The sequence below is a fragment of the Paenilisteria newyorkensis genome (assembly GCF_000766145.1).
Classification (GTDB): domain Bacteria; phylum Bacillota; class Bacilli; order Lactobacillales; family Listeriaceae; genus Listeria_A; species Listeria_A newyorkensis.
This window is the reverse complement of the sequence record NZ_JNFB01000047.1, coordinates 90,125-108,493: the sequence shown is the minus strand read 5'-3', so window position 1 is coordinate 108,493 and position 18,369 is coordinate 90,125. Positions and strand designations below refer to the sequence as shown.

The 18,369-nt window shown below is 43.0% G+C and carries 20 protein-coding genes; 12 read left to right on the top strand and 8 right to left on the bottom strand.

Features of this window, described 5'->3' with window-relative positions; genetic code table 11:
* Positions 1-382: 382 nt before the first annotated feature.
* From EP58_RS16835 to yugI, 4 genes are all read right to left on the bottom strand, one after another.
* Positions 383-1,141, bottom strand: coding sequence for a DeoR/GlpR family DNA-binding transcription regulator (locus EP58_RS16835; protein ID WP_036095156.1), 759 nt, complete (start codon positions 1,139-1,141; stop codon positions 383-385).
* An 84-nt stretch (positions 1,142-1,225) separates the two neighbouring features.
* Positions 1,226-2,575, bottom strand: coding sequence for a glucose-6-phosphate isomerase (locus EP58_RS16830; RefSeq protein WP_036095154.1), 1,350 nt, complete (start codon positions 2,573-2,575; stop codon positions 1,226-1,228).
* A gap of 79 nt (positions 2,576-2,654) precedes the next feature.
* Positions 2,655-3,068 carry an NUDIX hydrolase gene (locus EP58_RS16825; RefSeq protein ID WP_036095153.1) on the bottom strand — a complete coding sequence of 138 codons (414 nt, stop codon included), beginning with the start codon at positions 3,066-3,068 and terminating at the stop codon, positions 2,655-2,657.
* A 157-nt stretch (positions 3,069-3,225) separates the two neighbouring features.
* A complete protein-coding gene (gene yugI / locus EP58_RS16820; protein WP_036077856.1) occupies positions 3,226-3,588 on the bottom strand; it encodes a S1 domain-containing post-transcriptional regulator GSP13 in 363 nt (120 codons plus the stop codon).
* Positions 3,589-3,738: 150 nt separating this feature from the next.
* Here yugI and EP58_RS16815 point away from each other — a divergent pair, with 150 nt between their 5' ends.
* The 3 genes from EP58_RS16815 to EP58_RS16805 all read left to right on the top strand — a co-directional run bounded on the left by EP58_RS16815 (position 3,739) and on the right by EP58_RS16805 (position 6,751).
* Positions 3,739-4,905 carry a MalY/PatB family protein gene (locus EP58_RS16815; RefSeq protein WP_036095152.1) on the top strand — a complete coding sequence of 389 codons (1,167 nt, stop codon included), beginning with the start codon at positions 3,739-3,741 and terminating at the stop codon, positions 4,903-4,905.
* Positions 4,906-4,973: 68 nt separating this feature from the next.
* Complete coding sequence (locus EP58_RS16810; protein ID WP_036095148.1) at positions 4,974-6,074, top strand: ABC transporter permease; 1,101 nt, start codon at positions 4,974-4,976, stop codon at positions 6,072-6,074.
* A complete protein-coding gene (locus EP58_RS16805; RefSeq protein WP_036095146.1) occupies positions 6,074-6,751 on the top strand; it encodes an ABC transporter ATP-binding protein in 678 nt (225 codons plus the stop codon). Before EP58_RS16810 ends, EP58_RS16805 begins: the two co-directional genes overlap by 1 nt.
* 115 nt (positions 6,752-6,866) lie before the next feature.
* On the opposite strand, the gene EP58_RS16800 is transcribed toward EP58_RS16805, so the two are convergent.
* A complete protein-coding gene (locus EP58_RS16800) occupies positions 6,867-7,175 on the bottom strand; it encodes a PTS sugar transporter subunit IIB (protein WP_036067319.1) in 309 nt (102 codons plus the stop codon).
* 292 nt (positions 7,176-7,467) lie between these two features.
* Entirely contained in the window at positions 7,468-8,055 is a 588-nt protein-coding gene (locus EP58_RS16795) for a peptidylprolyl isomerase (protein ID WP_036095145.1), read from the bottom strand.
* Positions 8,056-8,290: 235 nt separating this feature from the next.
* Between EP58_RS16795 and EP58_RS16790 the strand changes: the two genes are divergently transcribed.
* The 8 genes from EP58_RS16790 to mnhG all read left to right on the top strand — a co-directional run bounded on the left by EP58_RS16790 (position 8,291) and on the right by mnhG (position 15,800).
* Positions 8,291-9,499 (top strand): lmo2377 family MFS transporter, encoded by a 1,209-nt coding sequence (locus EP58_RS16790; protein WP_036095143.1) that lies wholly within the window; start codon positions 8,291-8,293, stop codon positions 9,497-9,499.
* A 322-nt stretch (positions 9,500-9,821) separates the two neighbouring features.
* Entirely contained in the window at positions 9,822-12,230 is a 2,409-nt protein-coding gene (locus EP58_RS16785; protein ID WP_036095141.1) for a Na+/H+ antiporter subunit A, read from the top strand.
* Complete coding sequence (locus tag EP58_RS16780) at positions 12,217-12,639, top strand: Na(+)/H(+) antiporter subunit B (protein ID WP_036095140.1); 423 nt, start codon at positions 12,217-12,219, stop codon at positions 12,637-12,639. Before EP58_RS16785 ends, EP58_RS16780 begins: the two co-directional genes overlap by 14 nt.
* Positions 12,640-12,987 (top strand): Na(+)/H(+) antiporter subunit C, encoded by a 348-nt coding sequence (locus EP58_RS16775; protein WP_036095138.1) that lies wholly within the window; start codon positions 12,640-12,642, stop codon positions 12,985-12,987.
* Positions 12,980-14,464 carry a Na+/H+ antiporter subunit D gene (locus tag EP58_RS16770; protein ID WP_103034914.1) on the top strand — a complete coding sequence of 495 codons (1,485 nt, stop codon included), beginning with the start codon at positions 12,980-12,982 and terminating at the stop codon, positions 14,462-14,464. The genes EP58_RS16775 and EP58_RS16770 overlap by 8 nt, the downstream gene beginning before the upstream one ends.
* A 7-nt stretch (positions 14,465-14,471) precedes the next feature.
* Positions 14,472-14,948 (top strand): Na+/H+ antiporter subunit E, encoded by a 477-nt coding sequence (locus EP58_RS16765; RefSeq protein WP_036077833.1) that lies wholly within the window; start codon positions 14,472-14,474, stop codon positions 14,946-14,948.
* Positions 14,949-14,983: 35 nt separating this feature from the next.
* Positions 14,984-15,235 (top strand): Na(+)/H(+) antiporter subunit F1, encoded by a 252-nt coding sequence (locus EP58_RS16760; protein WP_260447338.1) that lies wholly within the window; start codon positions 14,984-14,986, stop codon positions 15,233-15,235.
* Positions 15,219-15,800, top strand: a complete 582-nt coding sequence (mnhG, locus tag EP58_RS16755; RefSeq protein WP_036095133.1) for a monovalent cation/H(+) antiporter subunit G — start codon at positions 15,219-15,221, stop codon at positions 15,798-15,800. The genes EP58_RS16760 and mnhG overlap by 17 nt, the downstream gene beginning before the upstream one ends.
* A gap of 43 nt (positions 15,801-15,843) precedes the next feature.
* On the opposite strand, the gene menI is transcribed toward mnhG, so the two are convergent.
* A complete protein-coding gene (menI, locus tag EP58_RS16750; RefSeq protein WP_036095130.1) occupies positions 15,844-16,218 on the bottom strand; it encodes a 1,4-dihydroxy-2-naphthoyl-CoA hydrolase MenI in 375 nt (124 codons plus the stop codon).
* 163 nt (positions 16,219-16,381) lie between these two features.
* On the opposite strand from menI, the gene EP58_RS16745 reads away from it, so the two are divergent.
* The gene (locus tag EP58_RS16745; protein ID WP_221640912.1) at positions 16,382-16,858 is read left to right on the top strand and encodes a divergent PAP2 family protein; all 477 of its coding nucleotides are present in this window, start codon (positions 16,382-16,384) and stop codon (positions 16,856-16,858) included.
* A gap of 64 nt (positions 16,859-16,922) precedes the next feature.
* Here the strand turns inward: EP58_RS16745 and EP58_RS16740 are convergent, their stop codons facing one another.
* Positions 16,923-18,137 (bottom strand): NAD(P)/FAD-dependent oxidoreductase, encoded by a 1,215-nt coding sequence (locus EP58_RS16740; RefSeq protein ID WP_036095125.1) that lies wholly within the window; start codon positions 18,135-18,137, stop codon positions 16,923-16,925.
* Between the last annotated feature and the right edge of the window lie 232 nt (positions 18,138-18,369).

Sequence of the window (18,369 nt, the reverse complement as noted above, 5' to 3'; positions counted from 1 at the left end):
ATTTTACTAGTATTACTTTTGGAAATAGCTTTCTATTTCCGCCCTGCGATTCTTACCTAGAAACATCACTGTCTCTACTGGTTTTATCTTTGTTTCTGTTCAGTTTTCAAAGGTCAATCTCTCATTCGCTTTCATCTAGCAGCGACCTTCTTATAGTATCATTAGGGCTAATCTTTGTCAACAGTTTTTATCTTTTTTTTGAATAAAAGTTTAAATGTTGTTTTTTAGCTGATTTTCAAACGAAATGCTTGGAAATCCTTTGCTATTAGCCGTTTTCCTAATTACTTATAAGAGGCACGATAACTAGAATACCATGTATATTCTATAAACGCAATAGTATTTCGTAAATTTATTTATAATTATTTATTCTATTGCATATTCACTATGTTGTATGGATAATCAAGCCTTTTTCTAAAAAACGATCCTTTAATGAAGAATCTAATTCATTTCCGGTGATGATGCTTGAAATATCAGCGAAATCTGCGTATTTGTATAGTGATATCCTTCCGAACTTAGTGTGATCCGTTACTAGGAAAACTTCTGTTGCGGAATGGAGCATCTGGACTTTTGCTGGCACTAGATACTCGTCGTAGTGCATGAGGCCTTTTTCTAGATCGATGGCTGGCGTCGTCACAAATGCTTTATGAACATGGAGATTCCGCAGGGTTTCTTCTGTAATCATACCGTTTAGCATGTAGGTTTCAGGATATAGAACGCCGCCTGTTACGATAACCTTGATGGAGGAATGGCGTAGTATTGTTGCTACGTTAATATCATTTGTGATGACTGTTAGCTTGGTTCGGGCTTGGATAGCTCTGGCGATATGGCCTGTTGTTGTACCGGAATCAAGAATGATTGTGTCGCCGTCTTCGATAAGAGATGAGGCGTAGGATGCGATACGCTGTTTTTCTTCATATTGGACTTCTTCGCGTTTTTGAAAATCTGGTTCGGATATGATTTTCTCTTCTATCATGACGCCGCCGTGTGTTCGCTTGAGTTTTTTTTCATCTTCTAGGGTTGTTAGATCGCGGCGAATCGTGACTTCGTGGACTTTGAAATGGCGGGCTAGTTCGTTGACACTTGCTATTTTTTTATTTTTGACGTAGTTTAGGATGGCTTGTTTTCGTTCGATGGACAGCATCTTTATCTCCTTTCGTGATGTGATTAATTAAAAAATCTGCGTGGCACTTCCTAGGTTCTGGAGGTTTCACGCAGATTTGGGATATTATTTCAAACGTTTTTCTAGTTCTGCTTTCATTTCTTCGTAGCCTGGTTTACCTAATAACGCGAACATGTTTGCTTTGTAAGCTTCTACTCCTGGTTGGTCGAATGGATTTACACCGTTTAGGTAGCCACTCACGCCAACTGCGATTTCAAAGAAGTATACTAGATAGCCGAATGAGTAGGCATCTAGTGATGGGATTTCTACTACAAAATTAGGTACATCGCCATCTGTATGTGCTAATAGGGTACCTTGGAAGGCTTTGTCGTTTACGTAGTCAACCGTCTGTCCTGCAAGGTAATTCAGTCCATCAAGATCATTGTCTTCTTTATTGATTGTGATTTCGTGACGGGCTTTGGTTACTTTGACAACTGTTTCGAAAATGTTGCGGCGTCCTTCTTGGATATATTGACCTAGGGAATGCAAGTCTGTGGAGAAGTTAGCACTGGATGGGTAGATTCCTTTTTGGTCTTTTCCTTCGCTTTCGCCGAATAGTTGCTTCCACCACTCGTTGAAATATTGTAGGCCTGGCTCGTAGTTAATAAGCAACTCGGTAACTTTACCTTTACGGTAGAGTACATTGCGGGCTGCTGCGTATTGGTAAGCGATGTTTTTGTCTAGTTCTGGGCTACTGAAATCTGCACGGGCTGCGTCAGCTCCTTTCATCATCGCTTCGATGTCTACGCCGCTTGCTGCGATTGGTAATAGGCCAACAGCTGTAAGCACGGAGAAACGGCCACCAACGTCATCTGGCACGACAAATGTTTCGTATCCTTCTGAGTTTGATAGTTCTTTTAATGCGCCTTTTGCTTTATCAGTTGTGGCGTAAATGCGGGATTTGGCTTCTTCTTTGCCGTATTTCTTTTCTAAAAGTTCTTTAAATACGCGGAATGCAATTGCTGGTTCCGTTGTTGTACCTGATTTAGAAATAACGTTAACAGAGAAGTCTTTGCCATCAATCACGTCGATTAGGTCGTGTAAGTAGCTTGAACTAATGCTGTTCCCTGCGAAAAATACTTGTGGTGCTTGGCGTTTTTCTTTATCTAGTACGTTATAGAATGCGTGATTTAGCGTTTCAATCGCCGCACGGGCGCCAAGGTAAGATCCGCCGATACCGATAACGATTAGGACTTCCGAATCTGCTTTGATTTTTGCTGCTGCTTTTTGGATGCGGGCGAATTCTTCTTTGTCGTAATCGCGGGGTAAGTTGATCCATCCTAGATACTCGTTTCCTGCGCCAGTGCCGTTATGTAGTGCGTCATGTGCTGCTGTGACAGCTGGTTGTAAATAGTCGATTTCATGTTGCTCGAAAAATTTCAATGCGTTTGAATAATCAAATTGAATATGTGTCATCGTTTTCCCTCCAAATTTAGTGCCTATTTATAGTACTTACTTTATATCAACTGTGCCGATTTAGCAAGAATTGTGTGTCCTAGTTTTCTTGTGGCAAAATATACGGAACACCGTTTTCTAGAACGAGTTTGTTGATTGCAACATCCTGTTCTTGAATGAGGTCATCTGCTTGCGGAATCGAGGTCCACCTAGCATGAAAAACGCTATCATCTTTTTCCACAGTCAGAAAATCTCCTGTCGCGGTTGCTTTATAGACAAATAAGCAGACGTGTTCCCAAGCCGTTCTGCGTTCTTTAACGTACAATAAACTATCAATCGTACAGCTAATTCCTGTTTGTTGTTTGACTTTCGAGATCAGCGCTTGTTCTAGTGTTTGATCGGTTTCAACCCGACCGCCTGGAAATGCCCATTTTAAATCGCGATTTTTCACGAGTAGAATGTCATCCTTTTTTTCATTGTAAATAAACCCCTTTACCAATAGTACCCTCTTCATGAACAAACCTCCCTTAAGGCCTTATATTTAAAATTATCTAAAAATTCAAACCCGCGAAGTAATCATTAACTATGTTGTCTAAAATGTTTGTTAATTAAAAACAGAAAACCTTATGATTAGGAAACTCCTAAGTGAAGTCTCCTAAGGTTCATTGGTTTTACTTGTCTGCTTTGTCTACCCATTCTTGTAGTTTGTCACGTAGCGTATTGAATCCTTCGTCTGGACCTGATGACATTTGTTGTTGCGGGCGTTTTGTTTCTTGTTTTGCTTTTGCTGGTGCTTCTTCTGTCGCACGGATGGACAGGCTGATTTTATTTGTTTCATTATTGATTTCTAGAATTTTGACTTTTACTTCTTGTCCAACTTCTAAAAACTCATGCACGTCTTTTACAAAACCGTGGTGGATTTCTGAAATGTGTACTAGCCCTTGTGTTTTGTCGTCCAATGCAACGAACGCGCCGTAGCCTTGAATTCCTGCTACCTTACCTGTAATAATATCGCCAACTTTAAATTCACTCATTCTCTATTCCTACTTTCTGACTTTCAATAATTACAAATTATATCACTACGCCCTAAAATACACAATTATTAGATTTGATTTTGTCCATTGTTTCGCATGAGATTATGATACAATGGGACTGAAAAGCGTATTTTCGAGGAGGATTTAGTGATGAGTCATTTTGATGAAGTAATCCCGCGTATTGGGACAAACAGCGAGAAATGGGACGATGTGAAGAATTTATTTGGAACGGAAGCTATTATTCCGATGTGGGTGGCAGATATGGATTTCAAGCCGCCGTATGCTGTTCACCAAGCCTTTCAAAAGTTGCTGGATCATGGGATTTTTGGGTATTCGATGACGGTTCCTGGTTTAAAGCCGAGCATTATTGACTGGTTGGCTACACGACACGGTTATCGGGTCGATGAGTCGGCTATTTTTCTGAATGCTGCGGTTGTTCCTTCTATATCTATGGCGATTCGTTCGTTAACGGAAAAAGGAGACGCGGTTTTGATGCATTCGCCGGTGTACCATCCGTTTTTCTTAGTGACTGCACAGACGGAGCGCGTTGTGACGTTGACGCCGCTAATTTATGAAGATGGCGCGTATCAAGTCGATTGGGCTGATTTTGAGGAAAAAGTGAAGCAGGTTGAGTTGTTTATTCTTTGTAATCCACATAATCCTGGTTGCCGTAGTTGGACGCGCGAGGAGCTTCAAAAAATGGTCGCGCTTTGTGAGCGTTATGGTGTGCCGATTATTTCGGATGAGATTCATTCGGACTTGACGATGCCAGGTGTGACGCATACGCCGCTTGCTGTTGCTACGCCGGATTATGAAGCGCAAATTGTAACCTTGATGGCGCCGACGAAGACGTTTAACTTGGCTGGGATAAAGGCTTCTTTTTTCATTACGACAAATCCGGAATTCCAAAAGAAGTTTGACTATGAGGCGAAATATACGTCACGTCCAGAGCTGAATTCGTTTGGTGCGGTTGGTATGGAGGCGGCTTATCGTTTTGGTGCTGAGTGGGTGGATGAGTTGCGCGATTATATTTTTGCGAACTATCAATATACGAAGGCTGAGATTGAAAAGCATTGTCCGGCGGTTGGCGTGACGAAGCTTGAAGCGACTTATTTGATGTGGCTGGATTGCCGGTCGCTCGGACTAGATGACAAAACGATCTTGCAAAATTTGATTGATGCTGGTGTCGGCGTGCAGATGGGCTCTGATTTTGGCGTCGCGGGCTCGGGCTTTGTACGCTTGAATATTGCTTGTCCGAAAGAGACGTTGCAAAAAGGTGTCGCTTGTTTGATTGCTGGCCTGAAAAAGTCCAATTGATCGGTTTTTCACGAGTTGTTTGTTATACTTGATGAGGAAAATTAAAAAAATGAGGAGTTGGAAAATATATGTTTTTAGGACTTCGTGAATTGCTTTATTCGAAGTTACGTTATTTTTTGGTGACGGGGATTATGATCTTGATTGTTCTGCTTTCCTTGTTTTTATCGGGGCTTGCGAATGGTTTGGCGTACGATAATGCGTCCTCGGTCGCGAATAATGATGTGCCATATTATGTTTTGGCTAAAGATGCGCAAGGCAAGGTGGAGCGTTCGCTTTTTCCTGAATCGGATTTAGCCGGGATTAAGGATGGCGAGAATGTGAAGGATGCGGCGGTTCTTGGTCAATCGATGCAGACGTTGAAACGCGCGGATGATGGAAAAAAATTCAGTATGGCGATTTTTGCGATTACGCCTGGTAGTTTTTTGGAACCGAAAGTGACGTCGGGCTCACAGATGAGTGTGACGAAGCCGGATGGTGTCATTCTTGATGCCTCGCTAAAAGGTGATTTGCAGGTTGGCGATGTGCTAGAGGACGATATTTTGAATAAGCAGATGACGGTTATTGGTTTTGCGAAGGACCAGAAGTATAGCCATGCTCCTGTTGTTTACATGAATATGGCGGTTTGGCAGGCGATTAACCCGAGCCTTTACCACCAAAAAATTCCGCAAACGAGTACGGTGGCGATTCTTGCCAAGGATGCGGATAAGGATGTTTCGATTGATAATAAGGATTTGACGGTTATTACGCATAAGGATTTCCTCAGTCAGATTCCTGGTTATTCGGCGGAGCAAATGACGTTGAACATGATGATTTTCTTCTTGATTGTGATTGGTGGCTTTATTTTGACGGCTTTCTTCTATATTATGACATTACAAAAAACAGGGCAGTTCGGAATTTTGAAGGCGCTTGGAACGAAGACGAGCTATTTAGTGGCAAGCGTTGTGTCGCAAGTAGTGTTGATTTCGGTCGTGAGTATTGGGATCAGTATCGCTGCAACGGCTGGACTTTCAACGATTATGCCTGACGCGATGCCGTTCCGATTAACTGGCTTGACGATGACGCTTTACAGTGCGCTATTTTTCGCCGTAGCGGTTATCGGTTCGCTTTTATCACTCATCAAAATTGCTAAAGTAGACGCGCTGGACGCGATCCGGGGAGGCGATCAATAATGACAGCTCTTTTAAAATTTGAAAATGTAACGAAAACCTATCCTTCTGGTCCAACGACGATTCATGCGTTGCGCGAAACTAATTTTGAAGCAAATGCTGGGGAATTAATCGCGATTGTCGGACCTTCTGGCTCTGGAAAAAGCACCTTCCTGTCCTTAGCTGGGGCATTGCTGACGCCAACATCAGGGGAAATTGCGATCAACGGGAAAGTCATCAGCGACTTGTCGAAAAAAGCGCAGACGGAATTACGTTTGTCCGAGGTCGGATTTATTTTTCAAGCGGCACATCTTGTTCCTTATTTAAAAGCACAGCAACAACTCGAGTTTATCGGCAAATTGGCTGGGCAGGAAAAGCAGGATGTTGCTCAGAAAAGTGAGGCCTTGTTGACGCAACTCGGACTCGGCGATCGGTTGCAATTTTATCCGAAAGATTTGTCTGGTGGGGAGAAACAACGGGTGGCGATTGCGCGCTCGCTGATTAATGAACCTGCTGTGATTTTGGCGGATGAACCTACCGCGAGCTTGGATTCTACGCGAGGTCGGGAAGTCGTGGAATTGTTGCGTGCGGAGGTTGAAGGTAAGGATCGTGCGGTTATTATGGTGACGCATGATGAACGTATGTTGGATTTATGCCATCATGTGTACCGGATGTTAGATGGCGTTTTGACGAAAGATTAATAGGTAAGCGGTATGCCTTGCGTATGAGGTGTGTCGCTTTTTTAGGCTCACAAAAAAGCTGGAGTTAGAAGCGGCGATTGCCAACTAATAACTCCAGCTTTGGTTCGTTTATTTATTATTCGCCCATTAATTTCAAAGCGTGATCTAAAACTTTTTCACCATTCATTGTACCGTAAGCTGTCATGTCGATAACATCAACTGGAACACCTTTTGGTTCAGCCAATTTATCGACCGTTGATTTTTGGTAACGAACTTGTGGGCCAAGCAATACAACATCAGCTGTATCAATAAGTCCATTGATTTCAGAGATAGAATACGCAGCAATTGTCGCTTCTAATCCTTTTGCTTCTGCTGCTTTTTGCATTTTTGTTACTAATAAACTTGTAGACATTCCTGCCGCACATACTAATACGATATTTTTCATCAAAAATCTTTCCTTTCGATTTTAGGGTGGCTTACTTTTGCTATATACTCATTATACTCATAATACAGCGTTTACACAAGGTTGAGCTCCACGCGCGCCGAGAAACGCTCATTTCCGTCGTTAAAAGCTCTGCTCCGATGCTCATGTACAAATCGTACACTCCGCTTCGGTGCTCGCTTTTGCCTAGGAGCTAAGCATTTCTCGGCGCGCGTGGGTTTTGTGGCTTATCTAAATTTTTAGCAATGCCGAATTCGATAAGACCGCATCTCTCAATCGAGCGGTTCCCGCCGATTTACAGGATAGTGATTTTGTCGATGGTTACGTCGTGGACTGGTTTGTCTTGGGCGCCTACGCTTACGGATTGGATTTCGTCTACTACGTCCATGCCTTCTACTACTTGGCCGAATACTGTGTGGCGGCCGTCTAGGTGTGGTGTTCCGCCGGCTTTATAGGCTTCGATTACTTCGGCTGGAAATCCTGCTGATTCCATTTGTTTCGCCATTTGTGGGTGTAGGTTTTTATTTGTTACGATGAAGAATTGGCTGCCGTTTGTTCCTGGGCCTGCGTTTGCCATGGATAGGGCGCCGCGCATGTTGAATGCGTTTGGTGAGAATTCGTCTTCAAATGGTGCTCCCCAGATGCTTTCGCCACCGTAGCCTGCGCCTTCTGGATCGCCTCCTTGAATCATGAAGTCAGCGATAACGCGGTGGAAAATGATGCCTTCGTAGTAGCCGTTTTCTGCGTGTGTTAAGAAGTTTTCTACTGCTTTTGGTGCGATTTCTGGGAACAGTTTGATTTTGATTGTTCCACGATTTGTTTCCATCGCTACCAGTTTTTCGTTTGCTGCTACTTCTTTTGTTAATTGTGGATAATATGTCATTTTTTAAATCTCCTCTTTTTGTTTTAGTTGACTGCTCTTATTTGAACCAGATTATGAGTAAGTTCACAAATACAGCGAGTACATATATACATAATAAACTAGCTGCGCCCCAAATAACAATTTTTTTGACCATGGTGCCTCCTCTTCCTTAGAGCGTTTATTTTTGTTTCTGTCCTTCTTTATTCTATAATGGAATTAGTGATTTGGAAACTAATAAGGAATAGAGATGGTTTTTATGTCGATTAAAAAACGGAATTTGTACATTTTAATGGTGGCGAATTTGTTGATTTCTGCCAGTACGACGATGATTATGCCGTTTTTATCGTTGTATATTGAAACGTTTGGTGATTATAGTGAGGCCTATGTGCAACGCTGGGCTGGGTATATTTTTGGGGTGACTTTTTTAGTCGCTTTTATTTTTTCACCGATTTGGGGACGGATTGGGGATAAGTATGGGTTTAAGAAAATTTTGATGTTTACGGCTTTCGGGATGAGTGTGAGTATTTTCCTTATGGGTTATGCTCATTCCGTCACATATATGATGATTTTGCGTATATTTATGGGGGTCGTGACTGGATTTATCGGGATTTCTAATGCTTTTATTGCGAGACAGACGGACCGGAATGAGGCTGGAAAAGTGCTGGGGACTTTGCAATTAGGCGGTGTGACTGGGATGTTGTTTGGTCCGCTACTTGGTGGGGCTTTGGCAGACTTCTTCGGGTTTTCGAGTACGTTTATTATTACGGGAATCGCGATTTTCGTTGCGGCTTTGCTTGTGACGTTTGGCTTGAAGGAGATTCGACCGGATTTAGAGGGTGTGAAAAAAGTGACCTATTCACGTCGGGAAGTGTTGAAGCATATTTTCCAATTACGCGTTTTGATGATGGTGATGATTATTTCGTTGTTGATTCAGGTCGCGAATTTCAGTGTGCAACCTCTACTCGCGCTTTATGTTGGGGAGTTGACGCATACGGATAATGTGGCGTTGTTGTCTGGGCTTGCTTTTTCGGCGGCTGGTTTTGGGAATTTAGTGATGACGCGAAAATGGGGAGAACTTGGGGATAGGTATGGGTACGAGAAAATTTTGAATATCTTGCTGATTATGGCGGCTTTGTTTGTTTTACCGCAGGCTTTTGTTCCGAATTTGTGGCTGTTTATTTTCTTCCGGTTCTTGTTTGGTATTGCGATTGGCGGGATGGTGCCTTGTGTAACGGCTTATATTCGGCTGTCTGCTCCGGGTCAGATGCAGGGCGAGATGCTTGGCTATAATCAAAGTGCTCGTTTTCTTGGGAATGTGATTGGGCCGATTCTTGGTGGGACGATGGCTGGTTTTGTAGGGATGAGTAATGTTTTTGTCTTTACGAGTTTTATGTTTGTCGTCGCGTTTGTGCTTCTTTGGTTTAGCTTGAGATCCGATCGAAAACGCCATGTAAACGTGGACTAATTGCTTAATCGTTGTTCTTTTTTCTAGGGCAACGATTTTTTTATTTTTCATCTTTCTACATATTTATAGAATTCGAAAAATATTACTCTTTTCACACGTAGCTCAAGATTCTACCCTTTTTTTCATGTAATTAAGTATGCTATAATAAAAAATGTGACAAACAACGCGTGTTCCATGTCTTATTTTCAAGACATACCCACGAGCACAGAATCACAGCCTATTCTTTATCTTCGGGTTTTTCAGTTGAAGCTTCTATGCTTTCATAAATAAATTGTGATGTTTCGTCATGTTATATCTTATTTTCACCAAGGAGGGAGAACTTTTGTCATTTCTACACCTCGCCATTTTCTTGCCATTTCTCATGGCCATGCTTATTCCCATTTTTTATCGATGGACTAAACAACTGCATACTGGATGGATTGTTTTGCCGATTCCTGTCATCTTATTTATCTACTTTTTGACGTTTATTCCGCAAACAATGGACGGGGTTGTCACACAGACGATGCCTTGGATTCCATCACTCGGTATTAATTTCACTGTCGTTGTAGATGGGCTCAGCTTATTATTCGCTTTGCTTATTACAGGGATTGGATCGCTCGTCACGTTTTACTCTATTTTCTACTTAGGTAAAAAGAAGGAGCGTTTAAACAATTTTTATGCATTTTTGTTTATTTTCATGACAGCAATGCTCGGAGTTGTGCTAAGTGATAACCTAGTTGTCCTCTATTTATTCTGGGAAATGACGTCGATTAGTTCATTCCTATTGATTGGATATTGGTATCATCGGGAAAGATCGCGTTATGGCGCGCGAAAATCATTACTTATCACCGTATTTGGAGGCTTAATGCTTCTCGGTGGGATTTTATTACTTCACCTTATTACTGGTTCGTTCTCATTACGCGAAATTATTTCGGAGGCCGCGCTTGTTCAAAGTAGCTCACTCTTTATTCCAGCGATGATTTTTATTTTGCTGGGGGCGTTCACAAAATCGGCGCAGGTTCCGTTTCATATTTGGTTGCCTGACGCGATGGAAGCGCCGACGCCGGTTAGTGCGTATTTGCATTCGGCGACGATGGTCAAGGCTGGTATTTATCTGGTTGCTCGTTTTACACCTCTTTTTGCGGTGTCGGGGGCTTGGTTTTGGACGATTTCGTTGGTCGGGATTGTAACGCTGTTCTGGGGTTCGATTTCGGCGACGAAGAAAACAGATTTGAAGGCGATCTTAGCCTATTCTACGATTAGTCAGCTCGGCTTGATTATGACGCTACTTGGTGTCGGGGCTGCTGCGCTTCATTTTGATTCTTGGCATGATAACATTTATATTGGCGCGATTGTGGCTGCCGTGTTCCATCTGTTTAACCACGCCACGTTTAAAGGTAGTTTGTTCATGATGGTCGGGATTGTCGATCACGAGACTGGGACACGGGATATTAAGCGTCTTGGTGGTTTGATGCAGATTATGCCGATTACGGCGACGATTGCTTTCATCGGAACGTTTGCGATGGCGGGCTTACCTCCGTTCAATGGTTTTTTGAGCAAGGAGATGTTTTTCCAGAGTATGGTCGATGTGACCTCGCTGAACCTGTTTCATGCTGAGACATGGGGCGTAGTTTTGCCGGTCATTGCTTGGATTGGAAGTATTTTTACGTTTGTTTATAGCATGATTATTTTCTTCAAAACTTTTGGTGGCAAATTAAAACCGCATTTGTTACCGAAAAAACCGCACGAGGCTCCGATTGGCTTATTGTTACCGCCAATTATTCTGTCAGCGCTTGTCGTCATTACTGGCTTATTCCCGAATTTGATTGCAAAACCGCTTCTTGAGCCTGCGGTGAAATCAATTATGCCTTCGCTTTATGGGACGGATTATTCGATTCATATTAGTTTCTGGCATGGCTTCACGATGGCGTTATTGATGACAGCTGGGGTTATTATTTTAGGGATTCTCCTATATAAAACCGCGAATTGGTGGCGACCTTTTATCTCGGAGAAAGTTCCGGCGTTTTTCCGTTGGGGCAAGGCGTATGATAATGGCATGTATTATATGGAGCAAGGCTCGTATCGCTTTACTTTGTGGGTGATGACTGGCTGGTTGCGGACGTATTTGAACTACATGTTGACGGCTTTCATTATTTTGATGCTCGGTACGATTTTTGCGACGGATGCGCTTAATTTCGATCTTTCGGCGATCTCGCGTGTGACGATGATGGACTATGTTCTGGTGCTTGTCGTGATGGTGACGCTTGTTGGTATCGTATTTTCGAAGTCGCGCATTACCTCGATTATTTTGCTCGGTGCGATGGGTTATACGATTAGTATTTTCTTCATTGTCGCTCGGGCGCCCGATCTTGCGTTGACGCAGCTCGTGATTGAGACGATTTCGGTTGTGCTTTATTTGCTGGTTTTCTATCACTTGCCGCAGTTCAGTAATATTGAGGAGAAACCGCGATGGCTTTCTGTGAAGACGTTTATTAGTGTCGGTGTCGGGCTCGTCGTTTTCTTGATTTCGCTTTCGGCCTACGATACGACGTTTTACGATTCGATTTCGCAGTATTATATTGACAACACGTACACGAAAGCAGCTGGGAAAAATATTGTCAACGTGATCCTCGTCGATTTCCGTGGCTTTGATACGCTTTTTGAAACGGCTGTGCTCGCGATTGCATCCATTGGTATTTTTGGAATGATAAAATTACGGTTAGCTAGGAGGGAAAAAAATGAAAACAAATGACGTATTGCTGCGTAATGTGACCAAGGTTGTTGTGTTTATTATTTTCCTGTTCTCGCTTCATCTGTTTTTAGCTGGGCATTACAATCCTGGTGGTGGCTTCGTTGCTGGCTTGATTTCGGCCGGTGCGGTGACGCTTACCTTGATTGCGTATGACTCGCAGACCGTGAGAAGTATGTTAAATATTAATCCGATTATGATGACAGGTGTCGGCTTATTGTTTGCGGTCGGCACTGGCATGATTGGTATTTTAGCTGGTGATCCTTTTTTGACGCATAAATTCGGTCATGTGGATTTGCCGATAATTGGGGACACATCGCTTCACACGGCGACGATTTTTGACTTAGGTGTTTATCTGGTCGTTGTTGGTGTGACGCTTACGATAATTCAGACGATTGGGGAGAGTGACTAGATGGAACTGTTGATGTCGATTTTAATTGGGCTCATGTTTATGGCAGCCACTTACCTCATTCTTTCAAAAAGTTTGTTGCGTATTATTCTCGGAACGGCGATTCTGAGCCACGGGGTTAACCTGCTTATCTTAACAATGGGCGGTTTGAAAAAAGGGAAGGCTCCCCTGCTTGATACACCGGGGCTTTCTGCTTACAACGATCCATTGCCTCAGGCGCTCATTTTGACGGCGATTGTTATTAGCTTTGGGGTGACGGCGTTCTTCCTTGTACTTGCTTATCGGGCTTATCAGGAACTAGACAGCGAGAGCGTTTCGAAGACAAGGGGGCATGAATCTGATGATGACTAACCTTGTTTTAATGCCCATCTTGATTCCGTTTTTCGGCGCGATTTTCTTGATGTTACTACCGCGAAAAGTGATTCTGCAACGTGTATTGGCTATCATTACGAGCGCTGTGCTGATTGGTGCTAATATTTTTCTCGTGTATTACGTCTATCAACATGGGATTCTCGTTGTAACACTTGGAAATTGGCCAGCGCCGTTCGGAATTTCGATTGTTGGCGATATGCTAGCGATTCTGCTTGTAACAACGACGAGCCTAGTGCTTCTCGCTACGCTGATTTATTCTTTCTACTCTATCGGAAAACCGCGCGAACGATTTCTGTATTATCCGGCTGTCTTATTTATGATCGTTGGTGTTAACGGCTCGTTCCTGACGGGTGATATTTTTAACTTGTTCGTGTTCTTTGAAGTGATGTTGATGGCGTCTTATGTGCTGCTCGTTCTGGGCGGGACAAAGGTTCAACTGAAAGCGACGGTCAAGTATTTGCTGATTAATGTGATTGGTTCTGCCTTTCTGGTCATGGCGATTGCCCTTCTCTACTCGATGATTGGTACGCTGAACATGGCCGACATTTCGCAAAAAATTTCTGAGATTCATGGCGGAAATACAGGGATGATCACGGTTGTTGCGGTGTTGTTCTTGTTCGTATTTGGACTGAAAGCTGGGATTTTCCCGTTATACTTCTGGTTACCCGGTTCTTATTTCGCACCACCGATTCCAGTTCTCGCTTTATTTGGCGCTTTGCTTACGAAGGTCGGGGTGTACGCGATTATTCGGGTTTACACGCTGTTCTTCTACAACGAGACGAGTTTTGCGCTACCGTTATTGTCTACGCTAGCACTCATTACGATTGTGCTCGGCGTCATTGGCGCGATTAGTTACAACGATATGAAGACGATTATGATTTACAATATTTTGATCGCGGTTGGTGTGATTCTATTCAGTGTCTCACTCATGACCCGCGAGGCTATGACTGGCGCGATTTTCTACCTGATTCACGATATGCTGATTAAAGGGACACTGTTTCTCGTTATCGGTACTATCATTGCGATTACCGGCTTTTCCAGCATCAAAAAATTCAGTGGCCTCATGAGCGTGAAACCATCGCTCGGCTGGACGTTCTTCATTGGGGCGCTTGGTCTTGCTGGTATTCCACCACTCAGCGGCTTTATTGGAAAACTGCTAATAGTGGAAGGCGCTTTTGCTGTTCAGAATTATGTTGGTGGCGTCGTTGTCCTTCTTTCTAGCCTGTTCGTCCTCCTTTCGATGATTAAGATTTTCTCCAAAGGGTTCTGGGGCGAGAAAAAAGGCACGTTTAAATTAGATATTCCGTACCGAAAAATGATGGTACCCGTCTTGATGTTGCTCGCGATTTCTGTCGCTTATGGTATCTTTTCAGAAGGTATGTATCCGCTGATTGAAAAAGCGGTTGATCCATTAGTTGACCCATCGATTTATATTCAAGCGGTACTGGGGGAGTGATGCAAAAATGGCGTTTCAATTAATTATTAATATTATTCTTGCCTGTTTGTGGATGTTCCTGCAGTCAGCTTTCACGATGGGAACTTTCATTCTTGGTTTTATCATCGGGATATTCTTGCTGTTCTTCATGCGCCGCTTCCTTGGCTCTCGCTTTTACATTTGGCGAATTTTAGCGCTTGTGAAATTGATTTTTAACTTCTTTAAGGATCTCATTATTTCGACCGTGATGGTGGCACGTATTGTTTTGAAAAAAGATATGAACATTCGTCCGGGGATTTTTCGATATGAAACAACGCTTGAAACCGACTGGGAAGTGACGATGTTGGCGATTCTAATTACGCTGACGCCGGGGACGCTTTCTATCGATATTTCTGATGACTATAAAGCAATTTACGTGCATTCGCTTCACGTTCCGAATATTGAAGAGGAAATTGCGACCATTCGTAAATCCTATGAAGGCGCGATTATGGAGGTGTTCCATTGATTATTATAAACACAGTCCTAGCCATTGCCCTGTTTATGTATTCTGTCTCGATTTTCCTTTACCTATATCGGATTTTAAAAGGACCAACGACCTCCGATAAAGTGGTGGCGCTTGACTCGATTGGGATGAACCTTGTCGCGATTGTCGCCCTGCTTTCGATGCTGCTCGATACAAGTGCGTATTTGGACGTTATTCTCTTGATTGCCTTGCTAGCCTTTATCGGGACTGTTTCGTTTGCTAAATTTGTAGAGAAAGGTAAGGTGATTGAACGTGAACGTGATAATTGAGATTATTATTTCGATCATGATTCTAATCGGTGCCTCGCTCAGTATTTTGGCCGCGATTGGTGTCATTCGCCTTCCCGATGTCTATACGCGAACACATGCAGCGGGTATTAGCAATACGTTTGGCGTCAGTTTACTGCTTTTTGCAACGGTTGGTTACTTTTTTCATTCAGGGGAAGGCTTTAACGCACGGGTTTTGCTTGCGATCCTGTTTATCTATTTGACCACGCCGATTGCTTCTCACTTGATTAACCGTGCAGCTTACGATACGGGTGTGCCACTGGCGATTCGAATTCGTGACCAACTGCGTTCCGTCAAAAAAGACGAGATTAAAGAGCGGAAAAATATTATTATTAAGCAAGAGCAGTTGGAGCGCGCGCGTCAAGAACGTGAGGAACTTGAGGAACAACTCGATTGGGACTTGCGTGAGGAGAAGATTGATCAGCGTGAAGAACTAGAGGATATTGCTCGTGAACAAGAGGAAACATTAATTGAGCTTGAATCTGATGACTCGGAGCAAGAGATAATCGAACTTGACGAAGAAAGTGATACAGATAAAAAAGAATAGAAAAAATGCCATGCCCCGCGAAAAAATGGGGACATGGCATTTTTTATGATCGTTTTTGTTTGATCGCTAATGTGCAGCGACTGATGGCTATTAGTTTATTGTCTGCCTCACTGCGAATCTCGACTTGCCATACGTGTGTCGTCCGTCCGATGTGGATTGGTGTCGCCGTAGCAAGCACGTAGCCATCTTGTACAGAGGCAATATGGTTTGCATTAATCTCAAGCCCGAATGCAATTTCGTTCGCGTCAACATGCTTTGTGGCCGCTATGCTCGCCGTCTGCTCAGCAAGTGCCACCGATGCCCCACCGTGCAAATAGCCAAACGGTTGCCGCGTTTTTTCATTGACTGGCATTCTCACGGACGCTGCATCCTTCGTCAATTCCACCAATTCCATTTCTAAGTATTCACCTAAACTCATAATCGTGTCCCCCCTCGCCTTACTTATTTCCCCATTATAGCCGAAAAAAGTGAGACTGACAAAAGCCAGGCTATCCATTTAATTAGAGCTAAAGTAGGTTTCCCTTCCCTTTTCTTGTGGTACAATACTAATATAACTGTTTACTAGGGAAGAGGAGATCGCCATGTTAATCAATGTACCTTTAATTGCTTCACTCATTGCTATTTTTTTCGCGCAATTTGTCAAAGTACCGATCCATTTGCTCGTTTATCGTAAAATGCAGTGGAGTCTGATGTTTTCAACGGGAGGTATGCCTAGTTCGCATTCGGCAGCTGTAACAGCGCTCATGACTACGCTCGCCATCACGTACGGGATTGATTCTCCTTATTTCGCGATTGCTGTTGTTTTCGGGATTATCGTCATGTTTGATGCTACCGGTGTTCGTCGCCAAGCTGGGGAACAAGCCGTCGCGCTCAATAAATTAGCCCGCGATTTCCATGAATTCGTCGAGCACGCAAAAGGGTTAACAGAACCTGGACAAGAAGAAAAGCAACAACACTTGAAAGAAATGCTCGGTCATAAACCAATGGAAGTTTTCTTTGGCGCTTTGACTGGTATCGCGATTGGCTTTCTTGTGGATTATTTATTCGGACTTTTATAGAACAACAAAAATAGAAGCAAGAATCAGGACTTTGTGAACCTGATTTTCGCTCCTATTTTTAATTTTATTTATAAAACTTAAATTTACCTTTATTCATCATGACACCAGTTCCACCAATTTGGTATAACGCGCGGTCATCGATTACTTTTTTCATCACAGACGCTGGGTAGCCTTTCAAGCTTCTGCCCATAACAACGCCGATAGCATCGTTGTCTCCGATAGAACATACTGTACCTTTTTCGTGGTATACGAACGGCGCTAAGTCATTCGTTAAGCCTTTTACCAATTTGGCAAGGTTCACCGCAGCAATATCCGCTTGTTGCATCGCGATTTGTGCTGTTGGTGGATACGGACGATCATTTTCAGGGTTAATCATTAACGAGCAATCCCCGATAATCAAAATTTCTTCGTTGCCTGGAACCGTCAAATCGTCGTTTACTTTCACACGACCACGGCCTGCTTCGAATCCAGATGCTTCGATAACGCTATTCCCACGTACACCAGCTGCCCAGATAACAGTCGCTGCTTTGATTTCCACATCTTCTGTTTCGCTTTTTGCGTATTTAATACCGTCTGCTGTAGCTTCCTTCACTGGCGTTCCAACGTTGAATTCTACACCACGGTCTTCTAAAACGCCTACGCCATAGTCTACTAGTTTTGCATCGAATTGTGGCAACACTTTTGGTGAAGCTTCCATACAAACAATGCGGACTTTTTCACGTGGCACGTCATATTTTTTCACAAGTTCTGGAATGCGGTTTGTTAGTTCCCCTAAGAACTCAATCCCCGTGAAACCAGCGCCACCAACGACGATAGTCAATAATTCATCGCGTTGTTCTGTTTTCCATTTTGCAAAACTGCCTTCAATTTGAGCACGAATTCTCTTAACAGAATCAATACTTGTAATCGTGTACGCGTATTCTTTCAAACCGCTGATACCGAAAGTTTCTGCTTCTGATCCAAGTGCAATCAGCAAGAAGTCGTACGAAATATCCCCTTTGTTCGTCAATGTTACTGTTTTGTCGTCTTTGTTGATCTTCTCCACAGTATCTTGAATGAAAGTTGTTTTTGTTGGGTTGACTACTTTCGCGATAGGATACATTAGTTGTTCTGCTTCTAATGTTCCTGCGGCAGCTTCATGTAACCATGTTGTTTCATGATGATAGTCATTTTTGTTCACCAATACTAATTCTGCTTCAACATTCAATTGTTGCAACTTACGCAACGTTTTCAAGCCGCCATACCCAGCTCCCAGAATGACGATTTTTGGCTTACTCATCTGTATCACATCCACTTTCCCATTGTATTTTTCTCACAAAAAACTGCACCAGGTCAATGCCTAATGACAATTATGTAGATTGCGCTTAAACATCTACGTCTCAAGAGGAAGGCAAAAAGCCCTCACCCTATATCATAGCTCTTTCAAGTCTTTTTTTCAAGAGAAGAAGCTCACAATGTAATAAAATTCTGAAAAGCTATTGCCATACTGTTTCCGTTGTTTTTGTGGTAGA

Excerpts from the sequence above, each read along its gene's own strand:
- EP58_RS16835 (WP_036095156.1), bottom strand. The coding sequence starts at position 1,141 with ATGCTGTCCATCGAACGAAAACAAGCCATCCTAAACTACGTCAAAAAT.
- EP58_RS16830 (WP_036095154.1), bottom strand. The coding sequence starts at position 2,575 with ATGACACATATTCAATTTGATTATTCAAACGCATTGAAATTTTTCGAG.
- EP58_RS16825 (WP_036095153.1), bottom strand. The coding sequence starts at position 3,068 with ATGAAGAGGGTACTATTGGTAAAGGGGTTTATTTACAATGAAAAAAAG.
- yugI (WP_036077856.1), bottom strand. The coding sequence starts at position 3,588 with ATGAGTGAATTTAAAGTTGGCGATATTATTACAGGTAAGGTAGCAGGA.
- EP58_RS16815 (WP_036095152.1), top strand. The coding sequence starts at position 3,739 with ATGAGTCATTTTGATGAAGTAATCCCGCGTATTGGGACAAACAGCGAG.
- EP58_RS16810 (WP_036095148.1), top strand. The coding sequence starts at position 4,974 with ATGTTTTTAGGACTTCGTGAATTGCTTTATTCGAAGTTACGTTATTTT.
- EP58_RS16805 (WP_036095146.1), top strand. The coding sequence starts at position 6,074 with ATGACAGCTCTTTTAAAATTTGAAAATGTAACGAAAACCTATCCTTCT.
- EP58_RS16800 (WP_036067319.1), bottom strand. The coding sequence starts at position 7,175 with ATGAAAAATATCGTATTAGTATGTGCGGCAGGAATGTCTACAAGTTTA.
- EP58_RS16795 (WP_036095145.1), bottom strand. The coding sequence starts at position 8,055 with ATGACATATTATCCACAATTAACAAAAGAAGTAGCAGCAAACGAAAAA.
- EP58_RS16790 (WP_036095143.1), top strand. The coding sequence starts at position 8,291 with ATGTCGATTAAAAAACGGAATTTGTACATTTTAATGGTGGCGAATTTG.
- EP58_RS16780 (WP_036095140.1), top strand. The coding sequence starts at position 12,217 with ATGAAAACAAATGACGTATTGCTGCGTAATGTGACCAAGGTTGTTGTG.
- EP58_RS16775 (WP_036095138.1), top strand. The coding sequence starts at position 12,640 with ATGGAACTGTTGATGTCGATTTTAATTGGGCTCATGTTTATGGCAGCC.
- EP58_RS16770 (WP_103034914.1), top strand. The coding sequence starts at position 12,980 with ATGACTAACCTTGTTTTAATGCCCATCTTGATTCCGTTTTTCGGCGCG.
- EP58_RS16765 (WP_036077833.1), top strand. The coding sequence starts at position 14,472 with ATGGCGTTTCAATTAATTATTAATATTATTCTTGCCTGTTTGTGGATG.
- EP58_RS16760 (WP_260447338.1), top strand. The coding sequence starts at position 14,984 with ATGTATTCTGTCTCGATTTTCCTTTACCTATATCGGATTTTAAAAGGA.
- menI (WP_036095130.1), bottom strand. The coding sequence starts at position 16,218 with ATGAGTTTAGGTGAATACTTAGAAATGGAATTGGTGGAATTGACGAAG.
- EP58_RS16745 (WP_221640912.1), top strand. The coding sequence starts at position 16,382 with ATGTTAATCAATGTACCTTTAATTGCTTCACTCATTGCTATTTTTTTC.
- EP58_RS16740 (WP_036095125.1), bottom strand. The coding sequence starts at position 18,137 with ATGAGTAAGCCAAAAATCGTCATTCTGGGAGCTGGGTATGGCGGCTTG.